The following is a 20,968-nucleotide window of genomic DNA, read 5'->3' as shown; positions in this document are numbered from 1 at the left end:
CACTGTGGCTCAGTCGCATGTCGACCAGTCATGACCGCTCGTTGACTGTTAACAGTCAACGAACTCTGTCGTGAAGTGTGTCACAACACGCTGAAGAAGCGCAAGGGGTGGAGAGGGGGCACCTGCGAAACGGTCGGTTGCCTGCGACGGCGCGTCTCGGTCAGAGTGGATCGCCCGGGCGAAATCTTCTCTCGACATCCGCGTCAGTGACCGGTTCGGGAGCAAAGAGCGGGTTCGAAGCCGTCGAAAGGGCAGCAGAGGAAGGCTTGCCGTCTCCCTCGGAAATTACTGCGGTAGCAGAAGAGGAGGCAGCTGGTGGATCAATTTCAGAAGCGCCGGTCGTCCAACCATCGAGTGATCACCCGGCATTGGCTTCGATCGACTGGCGCGATCGAGGTTCCCAAGGCGACAGCAGGTCGTGGCAACGGGATGGGTTGCTCCCTGCAGGTTTGATCGCACTGCGGTCCTGCCGTCGCGGCTGGGTGGGCCAGCCTGTCCGCCGGAGAGGGGAGTCAGGAGACGAGGTTGGCCGCGGCTTCGTCCATGTGGGCGAGCATGTGGTCTGCTGCGGCGGCCGGGTCTCCGGCCGCGATGACGTCGGCGATTGCGGTGTGCCGGTCCACGCGCATGTTTCCCACCGCTCGCACCACCCCGGCCCATAAGAAGGACATGCTGATCGAGCCTTCTAGGGCCTTCCACGAGTGCAGTAGCACGGCATTGCCGGTGAGCTGGCACAAGGTGCGGTGGAAATTCAGGTCAGCTTCGATGCGTTCCTCGAGGGTGGCGTCCACGGCTGCCTCCATGGCCCGTACGGCCTCGCGGAGGGTGACGACGGCCGCATCACGGTGCCCCGCCTGGCTCAGCGTGCGGACCGCCAACGACTCCAGGGCTGCCCGCACGGCGAAGATGTCCAGAATCTCCTGGGCGTCCAGGCTGCGCACAGACAACCGGCCCCGCTCCCCCGCGGTGATCAGCCCTTCCTGCTGGAGCTGGCGCATGGCCTCGCGCAGGGTGCCACGGCTGATCTGCAGTTGCTCGGAGACCTCTGTCTCCACCAAGTGGGTTCCCGGCGGCAGCTCGCCAGTCGTGATGGCCCGGCGCAGCGCGGACAAGGCTTGCTCGCGCAGGTTCACCTTGGCCAGTCCGGTCAGGGCGGTCGGCTGAGTGGTCATCGGGGGAAGTCCTTCGCAAAGTGGTGGAGCCGGGAGCGCCGAAGGCGCTCGGTCAAGGCCACTGCCTGGTCAGTGCTGCGTTGACACCGGTGACAGCAGAGGACGGCTCGCGGCCTTGGAGCTCACGTTCGGCGCCAGCCCGAAGCTGCTCCCGGAGTGCGGGTGCCGAGGGCTCGACTATGCATTGATCATACTGGTCCGTTAACCGTCGACGGAGACAGGTGGTCAGATTTCGATCTCAACGCCTTGCTGTGTCGGCCCGGGGGATTCTGTATGACGATCTCCGGGTGGGTGTCGGCAAAGATAGCCATTCAGAGGTCTTGACGGTGCGGAGCCGTGACTTTGGAAAGGCCCGGTTAGCAAGGGCGCCGGGTTTCGGGGGGCTCTGCTCTTGTGATCGGCAAGGTGACATGATTCACTGTTAACCGTCAACATTGCAGGGTGAGATGGATTAGGTGCCCTCCCGTGGCAGCCCGGTCCTGGGGATATTCGAGTCGGCGTGAGCCGATCGGAGCATTCCCTCTTGGCCGTGTGCCTCGCCTCGATAGGCACTTGAATCCTTATGTTGTCGCCTTGCCGTCCATCGTCCGCTTCAGGACCCAAATACCCGAGGTGAAGCTCATGCCAAGTACTACCGACCCCGATGCGGTCGAGATAGAGCGTCTGCAGCGGATCAAGGAGGCGGCCTTCCGGATCCGCACCAATGCCCTGATTCAGGGTGAGGTTCAGGGGCAGGGCTATATCGGCCAGGCCCTAGACATCGCCGATGTGCTGGCTGTGCTCTACGCCGACCAGCTCAACCTGCGCCCGGAAGACCCGCAGTGGGAGGGTCGGGATCGTTGCCTGCTCTCTATCGGTCACTACGCGATCGCGCTCTACGCGGCCCTGGCCGAGGCGAAGTTCTTCCCACTGGAGGAACTGGAAACCTACGCCACTGATGATTCGCGCCTGCCGATGTCGTCAATGGCCTCCTACACCCCCGGGGTGGAGATCTCCGGTGGTTCTCTTGGCCACGGTCTGGTGATCGCCAACGGGGTGGCTCTGGGCTTGAAGCGCAAGGAGAACCCAGCCTTCGTCTACAACATCCTCTCTGATGGAGAGCTCAATGAGGGCTCCACCTGGGAGGCCGCAGCCGTGGCTGCCCACCATAAGCTGGACAACCTGATCGCCATCGTGGACTTCAATGACCAGCAGGCCGACGGCAAGTCCAGCGAGATGCTGGGGATGGACCCGATCGAAGCGAAGTTCGAAGCGTTCGGATGGGTCGCGCGCCGCGTGGACGGCAACGACGTCGCCGCGGTGCTCACTGCTCTGGATGAGCTACGGGACCTGGACGCAGCCCAGCCGCGGTGCCTGATCGCTGACACCAAGCTCGGCAAGGGTGTGGACTTCCTCGAGAACCGCGAGAAGCTGCACTTCATGACCGTCGCCGCCGACGAATGGCAGATGGCCCACGACCGACTGAAGGAGTCGTTTCAGGCATGAACACCACCCCGAATACCAACACAGCAGCCCCGAAGAAGAAGCTGACCTCCGATGCGATGAGCGCCTCCCTCGCCCGAGAGGGGCAGCGTGTCACCCAGGCACCCCTGGGCCACGCCCTGGTAGAACTGGCCCAACGGGACGAACGAGTCGTAGGGTTGTCTGCCGACCTGGCCAAGTACACAGATCTGCACATCCTGCGCGATGCGATGCCGGACCGCTTCTACCAGGTCGGCATGGCCGAGCAGGCTCTGCTGGGGATGGCCGCCGGACTAGCCATGGAGGGCTTCGTCCCGTTCGCCTCCACCTACTCTGTCTTCGCCACCCGGCGGGCATACGACTTCCTGTGCCTGGACATCGCCGAGGCTAACCTCAACGTCAATATGGTGTGCGCCCTGCCCGGGCTGACCACCGGTTACGGGCCCTCCCACCAGGCCACCGAAGACGTGGCGATCCTGCGTGGGATGCCCAACCTGACCATCGTGGACCCGTGCGACGCCGTGGACATCGAACAGGCCGTCCCGCAGCTGGCTGCCCACGATGGGCCTACCTACACGCGCATCCTGCGTGGCAAGGTCCCTCGGGTGCTGGACGAATACGACTACACCTTCGAACTCGGCAAGGCCAAGATGCTCCGCGATGGGGCCGACGTCCTGCTCATCTCCACCGGCCTGATGACTGAGCGGGCGCTGGAGGCCGCCAAGGAATTGGCCACGGACAAGGTGGACGTGGCCGTGCTGCACGTGCCCACGCTCAAGCCGCTGGACGAGGACACCATCCTGCGCGAACTGGCCCGGGACCGTCTCGTGCTGACTTGCGAGAACCACACGATCATCGGTGGGCTCTTCGACGCCGTCGCCCACGCCGCGGTTCGGGATGGCATCTTCCGCCAGATCACCCCGATCGGGCTGCCCGACGAGTTCCTCGACGCCGGCGCACTGCCCACCCTCAACGACCGCTACGGTGTCTCCACCGCAAAGATCGCCGAGCGGGTCAAATCGCTGCTCAGCCCCCAGCGCACCGAGCGCGTGGACTGAGCCCGTTGGGCACATGGGAGGGGCCGGGCAGAGAGTTATCTGTCCGGCCCCTCCCATGTGCGCCCGGGGTTGTGGTCATGCAGCTGGTGGCTTCCGCCCGACCGTCTCCGGCAGCACGACGGCGCCCTGGACCGCGGAGTACCGAGGGCCAGGGCGCCGTGGCGCGGGTGGAAGAACTTCAGTGAATATGGCTGCCGCCGTTGATGTCCAGGGTCACGCCGGTGAGATAGGCAGCGTCTTCGGATGCCAGGAAGGTGATGGCTCCGGCGACTTCTTCGGTTGTGGCTGTGCGGCCTACGGGGACGTCGGCCGCGATGGCAGCCTCCTGCTCCGGGGTGCTGCCGACCCGGATGTTGGTGTCCACGGCCCCGGGGGTTACCGCGTTGACGGTCACCCCGGTCGGGCCCAACTCCCGGGCCAGGGCCTTGGTGAAGCCGAGGATCGCCGCTTTGGCCGCGGAGTAGGGCACTTTGCCGAACACCCCGCCGCCGCGCTGGGCCGAGACCGAGGACATATTCACAATCCGGCCCCAGCCGCTATCAATCATCTGTGGCAGGAACGCCTTGGTGACCAAGTAGGTGCCGGTGGCGTTGACGTCCATGACCTTGTGCCACAGCTCCAGGGTGGTTTCCAGGAACGGGACCGGGGAAGTGATGCCAGCGATGTTGACCACCGCTCCCACCGGGGGAAGGTTGCCGGCTGCCACCTTGGCGACCACCGCCTCACGAGCCGCGTCCACGGCGGCTTCGTCGGACACATCGACCGCATGGCCGAGTGTGGGCACGCCGAACTCTTCGCTGATGTGCTGGGCGACCTCGGTGGACTTCACGCCATCAAGATCCAGGATCACGACCCCCCAGCCTTCACGGGCGAAGCGTCGGGCGGTGATGACTCCGATGCCCTTCTCTGAGGTGGCGCCGGTGATGACAGCGGTGCGTTGAGTGCTCGACATGATGCTCCTCGAATGGGTCAGAAATAGACAGTCCACAGGCGTCGTCATAACCGGACAAACCCAGGGTGCTGGCCTCGTGACGCAGCCGACGACCGTGTGCTACATCACGATACTTCAGTCGACTGTTGACAGTCAACGTCGGGTTGGTGGGATGCTGTGGTGATGGAGTCAAATCGTTCCTCAAAGCCCGACGACCCTTCACCCAGCCAGCACGGACTTCCAGGTGATGCGGTGTCCACCCGACACGTCATCGTCCTTCCCGGAGGTGGCTATTCCGGTTATGCAGAGAACGAGGCGGAGCCCATAGCTGAATGGCTCCGCCTGCTGGGCCTCTCTGCGAGTGTCTTCCGTTATCCGGTGCGCACTGAGCATCCTGCTCCATTGGAAGCGGTAAGGGCTGAGATACGCCGGATCAGGAGCCACGGTGTTGAGCGGATTGCACTGGTGGGATCGTCTGCAGGTGGTCATCTGGCCGGCCATGCCGCACTGACCACTTCGGCCACGGCCTCCGAGCGAGTCGAAGCGGTCATTCTCTGTTATCCGGTGGTGTCCATGGAAATTGACACGGATCGGGGATCCCAACGAGAACTTCTGGGCGCATCTCCTCCTCCCGAGACACGAGCCACTACGTCCCTGGACCGCTTGGTGACCCCGTCGGCGCCGCCTTTCTTCATCTGGCACACCGCCGATGACCCCACGGTTCCCGTGCAGCACTCCTATCTCCTGGCTCAGGCCCTGGCACGCCATGGTGTATCCCACGCCTTGCATGTCTTCCCCGAGGGACCGCACGGCCTCGGGCTAGCTCAGGGCACCGGAGAGCCTGAAGCCTGGCCGGACCTGTGTGCTGCCTGGTTGTCGACGCGGGGATGGCTCGACGAACCTAGGACCCACCGAGCGGCTGACGGATGATCACATCGAGCCCAGTCTCATGCTCAACCGGGCGGTTAAATCACTCCGCGTTCTATTCCGACTTTGATGCCGACCCGGCATAACGGGCAGAACTGCCATTCAACTGGGGACGTTCAGTGTCTCTTCCGGGGTGCTGGCCCTGTTGTTCCTGTTGTTCCTGCGGACCACGGCAACAGAGCAGTCTGGAGCCGGTCAAGTGAACGGCAGTGGAGCTCAGCCGGGCCTCCTGGCTGAGGAGGCCCGGGATACTCCTCCACAGGTGACCGGTGTCTCGCCGGTCCTCCACAGGTGGGCTCCTGCGGGCCTCACCGCCGACGGTGGGCGGCCAGTCTGGATCCATGGCCGCCCATGCATCCTCTCCACTGTCCATTGTGTTCGTCGCCCCGCCTGAGTCGGGTGCGCGCGCCTCCCATGGGCTGATCGGGGGTGACCGGTTCCTGACCGACCTCCTGCGCGCCGAGGTGGCGGCCTGCGTGGCAGCGGTGGGCCACCGCCTACACGTGGTCCCGCGATCCGAGGGATGGTCCGAGCAAGCCGTCACCGCGGCGGCGGTCCCGCCGGCGCTCATCCTGTGGGGACTCGCCCCGGAGGAGGATGCTGCGCCGGATACCCTCCCGGGCGCCCTGCCGGACTCCTGGGCGGACTATTGGCCGAACGCGTGGCCGGACACGTGGCCGGACGCTCCGCCGAGGGATCCGGACCGGCCGGTGATTCCGGTGACCCTGGGCGGGTCGGCCGTGCCCCACGGTGCGCTGGGGCTGCCGGCCGAGTCCCGGCAGCTGTGCCGGGCCCTGGCCCGAGCGGTTCCGGCGGGAACCGGACCCACGTCCCCGCACCGGGCGGCCGTTCTGGTCCACCAGGGAGACGGGCCGGACGGGGACGCCCGGTGGCCGGGGCTGAGCTGGGCGCTGACCATGCTGGGGGCCGGCCCCGGCCGCGGCGTACTCGTGGATGTCCAAGGACCCGGCGGCAGCCTCAGCGCGCGGCTGCGCGCTTTCGAGCCCCCCGCCTCGGGCCGCCTCGGGTGGCAGTCCACGGGTGCCGTCCCGGTCCCCGGGCCCGCACTGATGGGCCGGTTGCCCGGTGCCGGCGGGGTGCGGTGGTGGGGTTGGGCGGCGCCGGGGGACGGGCCGGTGCCGTCCGAGCCTCCGGAGACGCACGGGTCCCTGTGGGCCGAGCGGGAGGCGTGTGTGCAGGTGGCGCACGAGTCATCCCCCTGGACGGTGATGGACGCAGGCCGGGACCTGGACCAGGCCCGCGCGGCTGCGGCCCGAGGGACGCCCGTGGTGCTGTGCACGGATCGGCCCCTGCCCCCCGGACTCGAGGTCCGCCCGGACGTGGTGCTGCAGACCGCCGGCGCGGCCGGGACGTTGCCCTTCCGTCCGGCCGACTGGGCGGGGACGTCGATGGCCGCCTGGGGCAGGTCGGCCCGCCGTGGATCCGGCCGTCGGTTGGCTGCAGAGATCGGGCTGAGGCTGGAGCAAGGGACCGGATCCGGCACCGGTGGTGTCCTAGCCGGGAGGAGCCACTCATGAGCAGGGGATGGGCGCCGGAGCCGCCCCCATCGGCGGGGCGGCGCCAGGGCACGGGACGGTCATTGCGCCGGTCCACAGCTCAGCCCGAGGCCCAGACGGCGGGGCGGCAGCGAGCCCAACGGTGGTTGGCCGGCCGGCTGGCCGACCCGGTGCGGTCACGGAGCAGCGCTGAGACGTTGCGGCCGGACACTGTTCCACCGGAACTGGCCGCGGAGGCCGTGCGCCGGCACCTGCCCGTGGTCACCCCACAGGAGGCCGCCGAGCAGATGAGGGCGGTGACGGATGACCTCACCGGGCTGGGGCCGCTGGCCTTCCCGGCACGGACCCCCGGCGTCACGGACGTCCTCGTCGATGGCGCCGGGACCGTCTGGACGGACGGGATGGACGGACTGCAGGACACGGGCGCGCGTGTGGGCGCCGAGGAGGCCCGACGGCTGGCCGTCCGGCTCCTGTCCCAGGGTGGACGGCGGCTCGACGAGGGCCAGCCGTTCGGCGACGCGCAGGTCAACGGTGCCCGGGTCCACGCGATCCTGCCGCCCCTGGCTGCCGGGGGAACCCAGATCAGCGTCCGGCTGGCGGCACCGGAGCCACCGAGACTCGAAGACCTCGCCCGCGGGTGGCCGCACGGTGAGGTCTGGCTGGCCGCCCTGAGGCAGCTGTTGCACGCCCGCGCCAACCTCCTGATCAGTGGGGCCACAGGATCAGGGAAGACCACCCTGCTCTCGGCGCTGCTCTCAGAGGTGCCCGCCGACGAACGGATCATCACCGTGGAGGACACCCGCGAACTGCGCCCCCGCCACGGCCACGTGGTCTCACTGCAGGCCCGGTCCGGGAACGCCGAAGGGGCCGGTGGCGTGCCCCTGGCCGAACTCGTCCGGCAGGCCCTGCGTATGCGACCAGACCGTCTCATCGTCGGGGAATGCCGTGGGGCAGAGGTGGCGGATTTCCTGGCCGCCATGAACACCGGTCACCGGGGTGCCGCGGGAACACTCCATGCCAACTCCACCACGGACGTTCCGGCCCGGCTATTGGCCATGGGGGCCTTGGCGGGACTGGGGGCCGAGGCACTGACCCTGCAGGCCTCCAGTGCGGTGGATGCCATCCTGCACCTGGAACGCACGGACGCCGGCCGTCACCCGGTCGAGCTGTCCGTGGTCGACCGCGCCGGAGCCGGGGCAGCCTCGCTCCGGGTGGTCCCGGCCTGGTCCCTGACCGGCACGGCCCTGACTCCCGGGCCGGGACGGGACCTCTTGGGGGCCCTGTCCGGCGAGGGCAGGATCCGGGCCAGCGAGACCAGTGAGACCGGCGAGACCAGTGAGACGGGCGGGCCCGGCGAAGCCGACGGACCCGGCGAGTCCGGCGGAGCTGGCGGACCCAGCAGGATCAGCGGTCCCGGTGGCCGGCACCGGGGAGGGCGCCATGTCCTGGGCGACTGAGCGGCAGGATGATCTGCGCGGTGTGCGCGGTGTGCGCGGTGTGGCGCCATGGTGGCCCGGACAGGCACTCCGCCGCCGGGAGAGGGAAGCCGAGGCGTTCATCGCCCTGCTGCGCCGCGCGGCGGCCCTGCTGCAGGCGGGGCGGCGGCCCGAACGGCTCTGGGCGGAGCTGGCCCGCCTGTACACGGGCTGCCGCTCGGTCCCCGGGACCCCGGCCGCCTGCTGCCTGCACCACGTCTTGGTGGAGGCTGACGTCGAGGTCCTGCTCGGGGGACCACCCTTCGCCGGTGTCCGCGGCCCGGGGGAGGGCCGCCACTGGCGGCAGCTGGCCGGCTGCCTCGAGGTCTCCCGGCAGGCCGGTGTCCCCCTCGTCGGACTGTTGGACCGCCTGGCGGATGCCCTGGAGGAGGGGCAGGACGCCCACCAGGCCCGTGAGGCGGCGGCCGCCGGACCGCGTTCCACGGCGAGGCTGCTGGGGTTCCTTCCCCTCGCCGGAATCGGGATGTCCGCCGCCCTCGGCGCCTCGCCGGTGGACTTGTTGTCCGGACCACTGGGGTGGCTGGTGGTGGGCACCGGCGGTGCCCTGGCCGTCGTCGGGCATCTCTGGACAAGCGCGCTCATCCGGCGTTCGGAGTCCACCCCATGAGCACGGATCACCCGGAACCGGCCTTCGAGGACCTCGCCGAGACCACTCTGGACGCCGCCGTGGCCCTGGACCTGCTTGCAGGGTTGCTCGACTCCGGGCAGTCGCTCGTCGCCGGCCTCGACCTGCTGGGCACCCACCTGCCCGGCGCCGGTCCGGTCCGCCGGGTGGCGCTGCTGCTACAGGTCGGTGTCGAGTGGGATGACGCGTGGACGGCCCACGAACCGGAGGCCAGTGATCGGGATCTGCAGGAACTGGCAGGAGAGCTCCGCTTCGCGCACGTCACGGGGGCGCCGACGGCGGCCCTGCTGCGGTCCACCGCGTCCTCCCTCCGACGCCACCGCAAACGGCGGGCCGAGCAACGCGCGGCGGAACTGGGAACGCGTCTGGTCCTGCCGCTCGGGCTGTGCCAATTGCCCTCCTTCATCTGTCTCGGCGTGATCCCGCTGGTCCTGGCCCTGCTGCCCTGAACCGGCTCGCCCACTCCTCCACACCCTTCCCATGTGGCGGATCCATCCAGAACCGGGCCCACCCGACCCCCACGGCAGTCCGGACCACCACAGGCTGGGACCAGGCGTCCACCACCGGCCGCCGCCCCACGAATCGAGGAGACACCATGACTGCCACCCTGCACGCCGAGATCCGGGACCAGCGCCACCAGCGCCACCCGGAACACCAAGACCGGCACCTGACTCAGGACCTGCCCTCGGCTCCCGACCTGCGCCGGGGGCCGGACTGGGGCGATGAGACCGGGGCCCAGACGGCGGAGTACGGGATCGTGACGCTCGCCGCCGTCGGTTTCGCGGGGGTGTTCGCCGTCATCCTGGCGGGTGCGGACGTCCAGGGACTGCTTCTGGACATCGTCAAGAACGCCCTGAGCTTCGGCTGAGGGATACCCACGCCCCGGGGCCCGCCGCCTTCCCCAGGTGGTGGGCCCCGGAGCAGCCGTCTACGACTGGAGGACGCCATGGACCGCGACAACCCGCCTGACCGCGGATCGGTCACCGCCGAGTACGCCGTGATGCTGCCGGCTGCCGCACTGGTCCTGGTCGCCGGACTGCTCGCCGGTGTGGCCACGATGCAGCAGGTGCGGCTGGAGGAGGCAGCGGTGGCCTCGGTCCGCCAACTGGCCCGTGGGGAGAGTGCTGCCGACGCCCAGGCCACGGTCCGCCGGATGGCGGGCGAGGCCACGGGCCTGAGCAGCGAACGATCCGCCGGATGGGTCTCCGTGACGGTAGACCACGCCCCACCGGGGCCTCTGGCTTGGTGGGACGGCTGGACCCTGGACGCCACGGCTCACGCTCCGGACCAGTGGGCTGTCCCTCCGGCGTCTCCGGGCTCTGTGGGATCGCCATGAGCAGCGGCCCGCACGTCCCGCACTGCACCGACGGCCCGCACAGCCCGGCTGCCGACTCCGGTGCCGGCAGCATCACCGTCCTGGTCACGGTGTTCCTGACCCTGGTGCTGCTGGGCACCACCGCGGCCCTGGGCACCTCGGTCACGGCGGCCACCCGGGCTGCCGGTGCGGCTGATCTGGCCGCTCTCGCCGCCGCGGACGCCGTTCGCGGGCTCGTGACAGCGGACGCGTGCGCCCTGGCAGCCCAGACGGTCCAACGCCACGGGGCCGTGATGACCGCATGCACGGCCGAGGGTGACGGCACGGCGCGGGTGCAGACCCGTTTCGACTCCGCCCTGCCGTGGCCCGCGCACGGTCAGTCCCGGGCCGGTCCTCCCGCCCCGTCGATCCCCCACTCCTCAGCCCCGGACCAGTCGCTGCCCGGACCCGGGACGCCCGGGTGACGCGTGCGGGCGGCGGCGGCCCGGACCGCATTCAGCACGAACGCCAGCAGGGTGGCCGCCCCGTCCTTGTCCAGGGGGTTGTTGCGGTTGCCGCACTTGGGGGACTGCACGCAGGAGGGGCAGCCCGAGGGACAGGCACAGGAGCGCACGGTGTCCAGGGTGGCCTGCAACCAGGTCTCGGCCTCGTGGAAGCCCCGCTCGGCGAAGCCGGCACCGCCGGGGTGGCCGTCGTACACGAAGACGGAGGGCTGACCCGTGTCCGGGTGCAGGGCCATGGACACCCCGCCGATGTCCCAGCGGTCGTTCGAGGCGACGATCGGCAACAGGCCGATCATGGCGTGTTCGGCCGCATGCAGGGAACCGGGCAACCGGTCCATGGTCAGCCCCGCAGCCACGAGCACCTCGGAGGGGCAGTGGAACCAGACGGCCGTGGTGAACAGGTCCCGGGCCGGCAGCTCCAACGGCTCCTCGCCGAGGACCTCACCGGAGACCTGGGCCTTGCGCTGATAGGACACCACCTGGGTGGTCACCTTCACCGGGCCGGTGCACCACTGCAGCTCACCCGCATCCACCCGCTCCATGGTGTCCAGGACCTCGATCTCCGTGATGTCGCGTGCCTGCGTGAAGTAGTCCGGCCAGGCCCGGGTCACCAGCACGGCGTGCGCGTCCTCGTCCAGGTCCTCCACCAGGTAGGTGCGGTCCTGGTGCACGTACACGGCGCCGGGGTGGGCCTGGTAATGGGTCTGGGGGGAGCCCATGGTGCCGAGCAGGGCTCCGGTCTCGGTGTCGATGATGTTGGTCGGCCCGCCGCCGTCGTCCCGCAGGGACACCAAGCCGGCCGCATGCTCGGGGTGGGTCCAGAACCAGCCGGCCGGCCGCCGTCGCAGGTATCCCTCCTGCACCAGCTGCTCCACCAGGGCCCGGACCTGCCCTGGGTCCCCGAAGGCCCCGAGCCCGTCCGGGACCAACGGGAGTTCGGCGGCCGCGGCACACAGGTGCGGGGCCAGGATGTGCGGGTTGGTGGGGTCCGTGACCGAGTCCTCCACGGCCAGCTCGAACACGGCCTCGGGGTGGTGCACCACATAGGTGTCCAGTGGGTCGTCGCCCGCCACGTAGAGGGCCACGGACTCCTGCCCGGCGCGTCCGGCGCGGCCCACCTGCTGGAAGAACGAGGCCCGCGTGCCCGGCCAACCGGCCACCAGTACAGCGTCCAGCCCGGCGATGTCGATGCCGAGCTCCAACGCCGGGGTGGATGCCACACCCAGCAACCGCCCGGTCCGCAGAGCCGTCTCCACCTCACGGCGCTCCTGGGGCAGGTACCCGGCACGGTAGGCCGCCACCCGGGACGGCAGGGACGGGTCCACCTCGGCCAGCTCACGCTTGGCGGCGGAGGCCATGGCCTCGGCCCCACGGCGGGAGCGGATGAAGGCGATGGTCCGGGTGCCCGTCACGGCCAGGTCCGCCATCATCCCGGCCGCCTCCGCCGTGGCCGAGCGGCGCACCGGTGCCCCGTTCTCACCCCGCTTGTCCGTCAGCTCGGGCTCCCAGAAGCCCACCGTCACCGACCCGTGGGGGGAGGCATCTGCCGTCACGGCCGTGGCCTCCGCGCCGATCAGTCGGGAAAAGGATTCTGCCGGGTCCGCACTGGTGGCCGACGCCCCGATGAACACCGGCCCGCTGGTCTGCACGCCCACCCGACCCAGCGCAGCCCTGCCCGGAGTGCCCCGGTCCGAACAGTAGTGCGCGCAGACCCGGGCCAGCCGGCGCAGCAACACGGCCACATGGGAGCCGAACACCCCGCGGTACACGTGGGCCTCGTCCACGACCACGAAGCGCAGCCGGCGGAAGAACCGGGACCAACGCTCGTGGTGCGGGAGGATCCCCACGTGCAGCATGTCCGGATTGGTCAACAGCACGTTGGCGTGCTCGCGGGCCCACGTGCGGTCGGCCACGTCGGTGTCCCCGTCATACGGTGCCGGGCGCAACCAGCTGGCCCCGTCCCGGGCCAGGGCCCGCCAGGCCTGCAACTGGTCGGCGGCCAACGCCTTGGTGGGGGAGAGGTACAGCACGGTGCCCGTGGGATCGTCATGCAGGGCGGTTCCGGCGGCCAACTGGTAGCCCAGAGATTTTCCCGAGGCCGTGCCGGTGGCCAGCACCACGTGGGCCCCGGACGCTGCGAGGGAGGCGGCCTCCGCCTGGTGCCGCCAGGGCTCCAGGACGCCGGATCCGCCCAGGGCGTGGATCAGACCCTCCGGAGTGCCCTCCGGCCACGGCACGGTGACGGCCCGGCGTTCGGGCAGGTGCCGGACGTGGAGGAGCTGGGGCGGGACGATCCGGCGGCCGAGGAGACGGATCAGGGCCTCGGCATCCCGGGGATCGTCCGTGCGCGCCTGACCGTCAGGCTCGTCAGTCTCGTCAGGCTCGTCAGGCCCGGCCCCGTCCACTCAGTCGGCGTCCGAGTGGGACGGGTTCCGGTTCTCGTCCTGGGCGGCGCCGTACACGGTGACCGCGGCGAGCTCGGTCCAGCCGAGGTGACCGTAGAGGGCCTGGCCGTCCGCGCCGGCCACCAGCAGCCCCTTCTCCACATCATGTTCCAGCACCAACGAGGCGAGGTAACGCATCACCAGGGAGCCCAGGCCCTGCCGGCGGAAGACGGGGGCGGTCCAGATGCGGTCGAACACCGCATAGCCGTCCACGGCGGCCACCCGGCCGCGGGCCGCCACGGCGCCCTCGCCCTGGGGGTGCTGGTCCGTGCTGGTGATGGTCAACAGGAACCAGTCCGGATCGTTGCGCCGCACCTCGGCCGCGAACTCCTCGGGCACGATCGGGGCCTCGACGTCTTGTCCGCCCATGTCCACCACCATCAACACCTCGTCGGAGGAGATGGCCCGGAGCGGCACGTCTGCGGGGACGGTGGGCGGCGTCCCCACCACCGTCAGCAGCCGGCCGGGATTGTTCTGGACCTCGGCGGACACGGCCTTGAGGGCGGCCTCGTCCGGATTGGCCAGGATGTACTCCCACTCGTGGCCCGCTTCCTGGCCCTCCTGACCGGACCACTCTGCCTCCTGGCGGTCTCCAGACTGGAGGTCACCGCGCAGGGCGGCGTGGACGGCACCATCATGGTGCACTTCATAGTTTCGGCAGCGGGACCAGCCGGTCACCCAGGTGCTGACCAGCGCGTCATTCAGGGCAGAAGTCATAGGAGGAGACTAACCCGCCGCAGACGGAACCTGAACGGGCCCGGGCCTGCTCACCGCCGAATCCAGCCAAATCGTCACCGGTCCGTAGCCTGCGGTACACACCCGGCACGCTTCCGGCGAACGACCGGCGCCCGGCCGCCATCCACCTCCGTCCGGACTACCCTTGATCCGGTGAGCCAGTCCAAGATCGCCCTGTTCTACCGCTTCGCCCCGCTGCCGGATCCGGAGGCCGTGCGCCTCTGGCAGCACGCGCTCGCTGAACGATGGGGCCTCACCGGCCGCATCATCGTGGCCCCCCACGGGATCAACGGAACGGTCGGCGGGCCCATCGCCGCTGTGAAGCAATATGTCAAGACCACCCGCTCCTACGGTCCTTTCGCCGGCCTGGAGATCAAGTGGTCGGACGGCACGGCAGCGGACTTCCCCCGGCTCTCCGTGAAGGTCCGGCCCGAGCTGGTGGCCTTCGGCGTGCCAGAGGAGGTCAGCGTGACGAGCGCGGGCGTGCAGGACACCGGCACCCACCTGGATCCGGCCGCGCTGCACCGGCTCGTCGAGGAGAAGAAGGACGCCGGCACCCCCGTGGTGTTCTTCGACGGGCGCAACGCCGTGGAGGCCGCCATCGGCCGGTTCAAGGACGCCGTGGTCCCGGACACCACCACCACGCGAGACTTCGTCGCCGAGCTCGATTCCGGCAAGTACGACCACCTCCGGGACCAGCCGGTCGTCACCTACTGCACCGGCGGGGTCCGCTGCGAGGTCCTCACCGCCCTGATGCAGCACCGGGGATTCAACGAGGTGTACCAGCTGGACGGCGGGATCGTGAAGTACGGGGAGGCCTACGGGGATGACGGCCTGTGGGAGGGATCGCTCGCCGTCTTCGACCAGCGGATGCGCGTGGAGTTCTCCGACCACGCCGCCGTGATCGGCCGCTGCACCCTCTGCGGGGATCCCACCTCCGAGCTGATCAACTGCACCGATCCGGGGTGCCAGACCCTGGAAGCCGTCTGCGCCGGTTGCGCCGGTTGCGAACCGGACCGTCGCTGCGCCGTCTGCACGGCCGGAACACCGGCGAGGAGGGAACCATGAGCCAGCAGGACACTCCGGGCCAGCCGGACACACCCCCGTTCAACCACACCGTGATCGCACCGCCGGCCTCGGGCTCGGGCGGGAACGGGGTCCGCCGGCTCGCAGCGGACCTGCGCGCCCTGCCGTACACCACCGGCGCGGTCGGGGCGTTGCTCGGCGCGCAGGCCACCGCCGCGCTGGACCGTGAGCAGGCCGAGCCGGCCCGTCTGGTGGTCGCCCGGGTGATGGGCGACGACGGCGCCGTCGCCTCCCAGCGCGCGCTCGCCGCCGTCGTGTCCTGCTGGATGCTCGGCGACCCGGTTCCGGTGGAGGCCCTCGATCAGGCCCTGCCCACCCTGCGGGCGGCCGGCGCCGTGCTCCTGAACCTCGGATGGATCCGTGCCGGGCACTTCCACCCCGTGGTGGACCTCTCCCCGTATGCCACCGACGACCACGGGGACCTGTGGGTGTGCAGCGACCAGACCGCCCTGCAGACCCGTTCCACCCTGCCCTCCTGGCACGTGGTGGGGATCGGCCGGGCCTCGCTCACCCTGGCCGGCAACGTGATCCGCCGGCCGGTGGCCCGCGCCCTGGACCTGGGGACCGGCTGCGGCATCCAGACCCTGCACCTGCTGGCCCATGTGGACCACGTCACCGCCACGGACCTGTCCGAGCGGGCGTTGGGGTTCACGGCCTTCAACCTGGTGCTCAACGCCCAGGCGCTCGGCCTGGCCCGGGAACTGGGCGGAGGCCCGGATACGGACCTCCTGAAGGCGCTGTTCAGCCCGGGCGGCCGGGTCACACTGCTCCGCGGCGACCTGCTCGAACCGGTGTCCGGGCAGCGTTTCGACCTGGTCGTCTCCAACCCGCCGTTCGTCATCACCCCGCGCACGGGTGCAGCGCCGGGGCAACCGGTCGGCATCAACACCTACCGGGACGGCGGACGGCCGGGGGACAGCCTCCTCGCCGAGCTGATCGGGAGGCTGCCGGAACACCTGGAGCCAGGCGGCGTGGCGCAGATGCTCGGCAACTGGGAGATCCACCACGAGGGCCCCGCCGCCGGAGTTGGCGCCGCCGGTGCTGGCGCCCACGGCCTGAGCGGGCAGGACGGTCTGGATGGGCCGGACGGCCTGAGCGGGCCGGATGGTCCGGAACACCGGGTGGCGGGGGCCGCCAGCCCCCAGCGGCACGGCTGGGACGCCCGCCCTCGTTCCTGGGTTGCTTCCGGCACCGACGCCTGGTTCATCCAACGGGACCTGCTGGACCCCTCCGGTTACGCCGAGACCTGGCTACAGGACTCCTCGGAACAGCTGGACCCGGCGGGCTACGCGGAGGGCTATCGCCGCTACCTGGCGGACTTCGAGGCCCGGGGCGTGGCCGCGGTGGGCTTCGGCTACCTCTGGCTGCGCCGCCCGGCCATCCCGCGCGAGGGCCGGATCCGCACCGAGGTCCTTGAGACGGAGCTGCAGCAGCCGCTGGGCCCGGCCTGGGCGGACGCCGTGGAGCGGGGGGACGTGGTGGCCGGCGGGCAGGACGCGGCAGGCCACCCGGCAGACTTCGAACACCTGCGCGGACTGCATGTCCGAGTCCCGGGGCACGTGACGGAGGAACGGCACCAGCGGTTCGGCGCCGAGGACCCGGAGGTCATCCTGGCCCGTCAGGGCGGCGGATTCCGGCGCACCGCCCACCTGGACACCGCCACGGCCGGATTCCTCTCCGCCGCGGACGGGGAGTTCACGGTGGGGCAACTCACCGGCGCCGTGGCGGGACTGCTGGAGCTGGACGAGGCGGCAGAGGCGGCGCTGCTGGAGGCGGTCGCCGAGCTCCTCCTGGAGGGCTTCCTGGTGCCTGCCGCGGACGGCTCTGCGGCCACCTCTGCGGCCCACGCTCCGGCCGAGGGATCGGCCGTTACCTGACTGGAACCTTCCGGGGTGTGAACCAGAGCACCCGAAATGTGAAAGAACTGCCTAGAATCTTTGTCCATGACTGAACAAGACACCGCCCCGACCCACGGGAGCGGAGCGGTGCCGGCCGCCCGAACGCCGGTGGTCATCTCGGATCCCCAGGCCATCAGGGCGCTGGCCCACGAGGCGCGGTTGGAGGCGCTCGAGGAGTTGTTCGCCTCCCAGTCCACCCGTACGGCCACCGAACTGGCCTCCCGGTGTGGCCTGACGCCCTCGGCCATGAGCTACCATCTGCGGGCCTTGGAGAAGTACGGCTTCGTGGAGCGCTCACCCTCCGAAGGAGACGGTCGCGAGCGGCGCTGGAAGGCGGCCGGCTACTCCCTGCTGGTCGACTCGCTGAACCATTCTCCGGCGTCCAAGCAGGCGTTCATCGACGTGCAGTTGAACACCTTCCGTGACCGCATCATGAAGGAGGTGACCCGGCGCGAGGTGGAGGACCAGCAGGTGCGCCAGGCCGCGGAGCAGGCGGTGGCCACGGCCCGGGAGGGCGACGCCGCCCTGGACGGGGAGACGGGCCAGCAGGACCAGCAGAGCCAGCCCGGAGGGTCGGGCGGACGCCGCCCGCCGGTGCTGTCCACCGGGATGGTGTTCGTCAACGCGGAGCAGCGCGAGGAGTTCCAGCGGCGGCTCGCCGGGCTGATCGACGAGTTCGAGGAGCTGAATCCCGCCTCGGAACGCTCCGTGGACGCCGAGCGGGTGTACTACCTCGTCTCGGTCCTGGCAGATGCTGCGCCAGCGGCGCGGGAAACGGCCTCATCGGCACGGTAAGTCGACCTGCGTCAGGGGTAGGGGCCCAGGTGCCGTTACATTGGTAGGGCACCGGGCGGTCCGCCTGGAACCTCGAGGCGGCCATCCACTGGGCCCGCCGGGCCCGGCGGACGATCTCCCGCCCGGCGACGAAAAGGAGCCTGCGTGTCCGAGAAGACGTCCAAGAAGACCACCTCCTCCGGTGACGGAACGAAACTGGTCATCGTGGAGTCCCCCGCCAAGTCCAAATCCATCGCCAAGTACCTGGGCGAGGGATGGGTGGTGGACGCCTCGGCGGGCCACATCCGGGACCTGCCGCAGCCCTCGGACCTGCCGGCGGACATGAAGAAGGGCCCCTACGGGCGGTTCGCGGTGGACACCACCAACCGCTTCGACCCGTACTACGTGGTCTACCCGGACAAGCGCAAACGCGTGGCGGACCTCAAGCGTCTGCTGAAGGACTCCTCCGCCCTCTACCTCGCCACGGACGCCGACCGCGAGGGCGAGGCCATCGCCTGGCACCTGCTCCAGGAGCTCAAGCCGAAGGTCCCCGTCTACCGGATGGCCTTCACCGAGATCACCAAGGAGGGGATCGCCCGCGGCCTGGAGAACGTCCGTGAGATCGATGCCGACCTCGTGGACGCCCAGGAGACCCGGCGCATCCTCGACCGCCTCTTCGGCTACGAGATCTCCCCGGTGCTGTGGCGCAAGGTCCGCCAGGGACTCTCCGCCGGCCGGGTGCAGTCCGTGGCCACCCGCCTGGTGGTGGAGCGCGAACGCGAACGCATGGCGTTCATCTCGGCCTCCTACTGGGACCTGGACGGCACCTTCACCGCCAACGAGGGCAAGGGCGCCGGCGAGTCCTTCACCGCGCGGCTGAACACCGTGGACGGACAGCGCATCGCCACCGGCCGCGACTTCGACGACCGGGGACAGCTGAAGCCCTCCGCCGCCGGCAAGGTCGCCACCCTGAGCGAGGCCACCGCCACGGCACTGGCCGCCGGCCTGCAGGGGGCCACCTTCACGGTCGACTCGGTGGAGGACAAGCCCTACACCCGCCGCCCGGCCGCCCCGTTCACCACCTCCACGCTGCAGCAGGAGGCCTCGCGCAAGCTGCGGTTCTCCTCGAAGGTGACCATGCAGGTGGCCCAGCGCCTGTATGAGAACGGCTACATCACCTACATGCGTACCGACTCGGTCAACCTCTCGGGCGAGGCCGTCACGGCGGCCCGGCGCCAGGCCACCGAGCTCTACGGGCCCGAGTCCATCCCGCAGGCCAAGCGCGTGTACAAGTCCAAGAACGATTCGGCGCAGGAGGCCCACGAGGCCATCCGTCCCGCCGGGGACTCCTTCCGGACCCCCGGCCAGGTCTCCGGGTCCCTCGGAGCGGACGAATTCCGCCTCTACGAGCTGATCTGGAAGCGCACGATCGCCTCCCAGATGGCCGATGCCAAGGGTTACACCGCCACCGTCAAGCTCTCCGGCACCGCCCTGGACACGGGAGGGGAGATGGCCGGTCGGACGGCCGGCTTCAGCGCCTCCGGCACCGTCATCACCTTCCCCGGCTTCCTGGCCGCCTATGAGGAGGGGCGCGACGCCGGCTCGGAACCGGCCGCCGGTGGGTCCGGTTCCGCAGACGGGAAGGACGCCAAGGACAAGCGTCTGCCCGAGGTCTCCACCGGTGAGGCACTGACCGGCGAGGACGTCATCGCCTCCGGCCACGAGACCAGCCCGCCCCCGCGCTACACCGAGGCCTCGATCGTGGCCGAGCTGGAGAAGCGGGAGATCGGCCGCCCGTCCACCTTCGCGCCCACGATCTCCACCATCATGGACCGCGGCTACGTCTCCAAGCGTGGCAACGCACTGGTGCCCTCCTGGACCGCGTTCAGCGTGATCCGGCTGCTGGAGGAGCATTTCGGCAAGTATGTGGACTACGACTTCACGGCCCGCATGGAGGACGACCTGGACCGGATTGCCGCCGGCGACCTGGAACGTGACGCGTGGTTGCAGCAGTTCTACTTCGGGACGGGGTCCGCTGACGACGACCAGCTCGCGGGCCTGAAGGCCGTGGTGGAGAACCTCGGGGACATCGATGCCCGTGCGGTGAACTCCATCCCGGTGGCGGACGGCATCACCCTGCGCGTGGGCAAGTTCGGCCCGTACCTGGAGAAGGACATCCCGGCGGGTTCCCCGGAGGGTACCGACCCCGAGCGCGCCAACGTGCCGGAGGACCTGGCCCCGGATGAGCTGACGGCCGAGAAGGCGGAGGAGATCTTCGCCACCGCCGGCCCGTCCGAGGTCGAGCTGGGCACGGACCCGGAGACCGGCCGGGCCATCGTGGCCAGGGACGGGCGCTACGGGCCGTACGTCACCGAGGTCATCCACGAGATGAGCGAGGAGGAGCTGGCCGCCTGGATGGAGGCCCAGCCCACCGAGTACTACAAGAACGGCAAGCCCAAGCCGAAGAAGAAGCCCGCCAAGCAGAAGCCGCGCACGGGTTCCCTGCTGAAGTCCATGACCCTGGAGACGGTCACCCTCGAGGACGCCCTGAAGCTGATGAGCCTGCCCCGCGTGGTCGGCCAGGATGCCGAGGGCACGGAGATCACGGCCCAGAACGGGCGCTTCGGCCCGTACCTGAAGAAGGGCACGGACTCCCGCTCGCTCGAGACCGAGGAACAGATCTTCTCCATCACGCTGGAGGAGGTCCTCGCCATCTACGCGCAGCCCAAGCAGCGCGGGCGAGGCACTGCGAAACCGCCGCTGGCGGAGTTCGGTGAGGACCCGACGTCGGGCAAGAAGGTGGTGGTCAAGGACGGCCGCTTCGGACCGTACGTGACGGACGGGGAGACCAACATCACCGTGCCGCGCGCCATGGACCCGGAGTCCCTGACGGCCGAGCAGGCCTACGAGCTGCTGGCGGACAAGCGGGCCAAGGGGCCCGCCAAGAAGCCGGCCAAGAAGCCCGCGGCGCGGAAGGCCCCCGCCAAGTCGGCCAAGTCGGCGAAGAAGTAGCGGAAGAAGAAGGC

General features: G+C 69.9%; 18 protein-coding genes. 14 read left to right on the top strand and 4 right to left on the bottom strand.

Annotated features, from left to right (window positions below; translation table 11 throughout):
• Positions 1–512 precede the first annotated feature (512 nt).
• Positions 513–1,172, bottom strand: a complete 660-nt coding sequence (locus tag ACSU1G_RS28755; RefSeq protein ID WP_439284100.1) for a GntR family transcriptional regulator — start codon at positions 1,170–1,172, stop codon at positions 513–515.
• Between the two features lie 621 nt (positions 1,173–1,793).
• Here ACSU1G_RS28755 and ACSU1G_RS28750 point away from each other — a divergent pair.
• Together ACSU1G_RS28750 and ACSU1G_RS28745 are read left to right on the top strand one after the other, a co-directional pair.
• Positions 1,794–2,657 (top strand): transketolase, encoded by an 864-nt coding sequence (locus tag ACSU1G_RS28750; protein ID WP_439284099.1) that lies wholly within the window; start codon positions 1,794–1,796, stop codon positions 2,655–2,657.
• The gene (locus ACSU1G_RS28745; RefSeq protein WP_439284097.1) at positions 2,654–3,691 is read left to right on the top strand and encodes a transketolase family protein; all 1,038 of its coding nucleotides are present in this window, start codon (positions 2,654–2,656) and stop codon (positions 3,689–3,691) included. The genes ACSU1G_RS28750 and ACSU1G_RS28745 overlap by 4 nt, the downstream gene beginning before the upstream one ends.
• A 178-nt stretch (positions 3,692–3,869) precedes the next feature.
• On the opposite strand, the gene ACSU1G_RS28740 is transcribed toward ACSU1G_RS28745, so the two are convergent.
• On the bottom strand, positions 3,870–4,643 hold the full coding sequence (locus ACSU1G_RS28740; protein WP_439284095.1) for an SDR family NAD(P)-dependent oxidoreductase: 774 nt from the start codon (positions 4,641–4,643) through the stop codon (positions 3,870–3,872).
• A 162-nt stretch (positions 4,644–4,805) separates the two neighbouring features.
• Between ACSU1G_RS28740 and ACSU1G_RS28735 the strand changes: the two genes are divergently transcribed.
• The 8 genes from ACSU1G_RS28735 (at position 4,806) to ACSU1G_RS28700 (ending at position 10,966) form a co-directional block, all read left to right on the top strand.
• Positions 4,806–5,552, top strand: coding sequence for an alpha/beta hydrolase (locus ACSU1G_RS28735; RefSeq protein WP_439284093.1), 747 nt, complete (start codon positions 4,806–4,808; stop codon positions 5,550–5,552).
• A gap of 338 nt (positions 5,553–5,890) precedes the next feature.
• Complete coding sequence (locus ACSU1G_RS28730; protein WP_439284091.1) at positions 5,891–7,087, top strand: hypothetical protein; 1,197 nt, start codon at positions 5,891–5,893, stop codon at positions 7,085–7,087.
• Complete coding sequence (locus tag ACSU1G_RS28725) at positions 7,084–8,523, top strand: TadA family conjugal transfer-associated ATPase (RefSeq protein ID WP_439284090.1); 1,440 nt, start codon at positions 7,084–7,086, stop codon at positions 8,521–8,523. Before ACSU1G_RS28730 ends, ACSU1G_RS28725 begins: the two co-directional genes overlap by 4 nt.
• Entirely contained in the window at positions 8,507–9,169 is a 663-nt protein-coding gene (locus ACSU1G_RS28720) for a type II secretion system F family protein (protein ID WP_439284088.1), read from the top strand. Before ACSU1G_RS28725 ends, ACSU1G_RS28720 begins: the two co-directional genes overlap by 17 nt.
• A complete protein-coding gene (locus ACSU1G_RS28715; protein WP_439284086.1) occupies positions 9,166–9,636 on the top strand; it encodes a type II secretion system F family protein in 471 nt (156 codons plus the stop codon). The genes ACSU1G_RS28720 and ACSU1G_RS28715 overlap by 4 nt, the downstream gene beginning before the upstream one ends.
• A 146-nt stretch (positions 9,637–9,782) precedes the next feature.
• Complete coding sequence (locus tag ACSU1G_RS28710; RefSeq protein WP_439284084.1) at positions 9,783–10,055, top strand: DUF4244 domain-containing protein; 273 nt, start codon at positions 9,783–9,785, stop codon at positions 10,053–10,055.
• A 78-nt stretch (positions 10,056–10,133) separates the two neighbouring features.
• Positions 10,134–10,523 (top strand): TadE family type IV pilus minor pilin, encoded by a 390-nt coding sequence (locus ACSU1G_RS28705; protein ID WP_439284082.1) that lies wholly within the window; start codon positions 10,134–10,136, stop codon positions 10,521–10,523.
• A complete protein-coding gene (locus ACSU1G_RS28700; protein WP_439284080.1) occupies positions 10,520–10,966 on the top strand; it encodes an Rv3654c family TadE-like protein in 447 nt (148 codons plus the stop codon). Before ACSU1G_RS28705 ends, ACSU1G_RS28700 begins: the two co-directional genes overlap by 4 nt.
• Here ACSU1G_RS28700 and ACSU1G_RS28695 read toward each other — a convergent pair.
• Together ACSU1G_RS28695 and ACSU1G_RS28690 are read right to left on the bottom strand one after the other, a co-directional pair.
• Positions 10,879–13,323 carry a DEAD/DEAH box helicase gene (locus ACSU1G_RS28695; protein WP_439284358.1) on the bottom strand — a complete coding sequence of 815 codons (2,445 nt, stop codon included), beginning with the start codon at positions 13,321–13,323 and terminating at the stop codon, positions 10,879–10,881. The genes ACSU1G_RS28700 and ACSU1G_RS28695 overlap by 88 nt on opposite strands.
• An 87-nt stretch (positions 13,324–13,410) precedes the next feature.
• The gene (locus ACSU1G_RS28690) at positions 13,411–14,166 is read right to left on the bottom strand and encodes a GNAT family N-acetyltransferase (RefSeq protein ID WP_439284078.1); all 756 of its coding nucleotides are present in this window, start codon (positions 14,164–14,166) and stop codon (positions 13,411–13,413) included.
• A gap of 171 nt (positions 14,167–14,337) precedes the next feature.
• On the opposite strand from ACSU1G_RS28690, the gene trhO reads away from it, so the two are divergent.
• From trhO to topA, 4 genes are all read left to right on the top strand, one after another.
• Positions 14,338–15,252, top strand: coding sequence for an oxygen-dependent tRNA uridine(34) hydroxylase TrhO (gene trhO, locus ACSU1G_RS28685; RefSeq protein ID WP_439284076.1), 915 nt, complete (start codon positions 14,338–14,340; stop codon positions 15,250–15,252).
• A complete protein-coding gene (locus tag ACSU1G_RS28680; RefSeq protein WP_439284074.1) occupies positions 15,249–17,147 on the top strand; it encodes a DUF7059 domain-containing protein in 1,899 nt (632 codons plus the stop codon). The genes trhO and ACSU1G_RS28680 overlap by 4 nt, the downstream gene beginning before the upstream one ends.
• A 66-nt stretch (positions 17,148–17,213) precedes the next feature.
• Positions 17,214–17,963 (top strand): ArsR/SmtB family transcription factor, encoded by a 750-nt coding sequence (locus tag ACSU1G_RS28675; RefSeq protein ID WP_439284072.1) that lies wholly within the window; start codon positions 17,214–17,216, stop codon positions 17,961–17,963.
• Positions 17,964–18,107: 144 nt separating this feature from the next.
• Positions 18,108–20,954 (top strand): type I DNA topoisomerase, encoded by a 2,847-nt coding sequence (gene topA, locus ACSU1G_RS28670; protein ID WP_439284070.1) that lies wholly within the window; start codon positions 18,108–18,110, stop codon positions 20,952–20,954.
• The last annotated feature ends 14 nt before the right edge of the window (positions 20,955–20,968 follow it).

The sequence above is a fragment of the Microbacterium sp. A93 genome, assembly GCF_051842835.1.
Note: the sequence above shows the minus strand (reverse complement) of the source record. Positions and strands in the feature narration are given on the sequence as shown.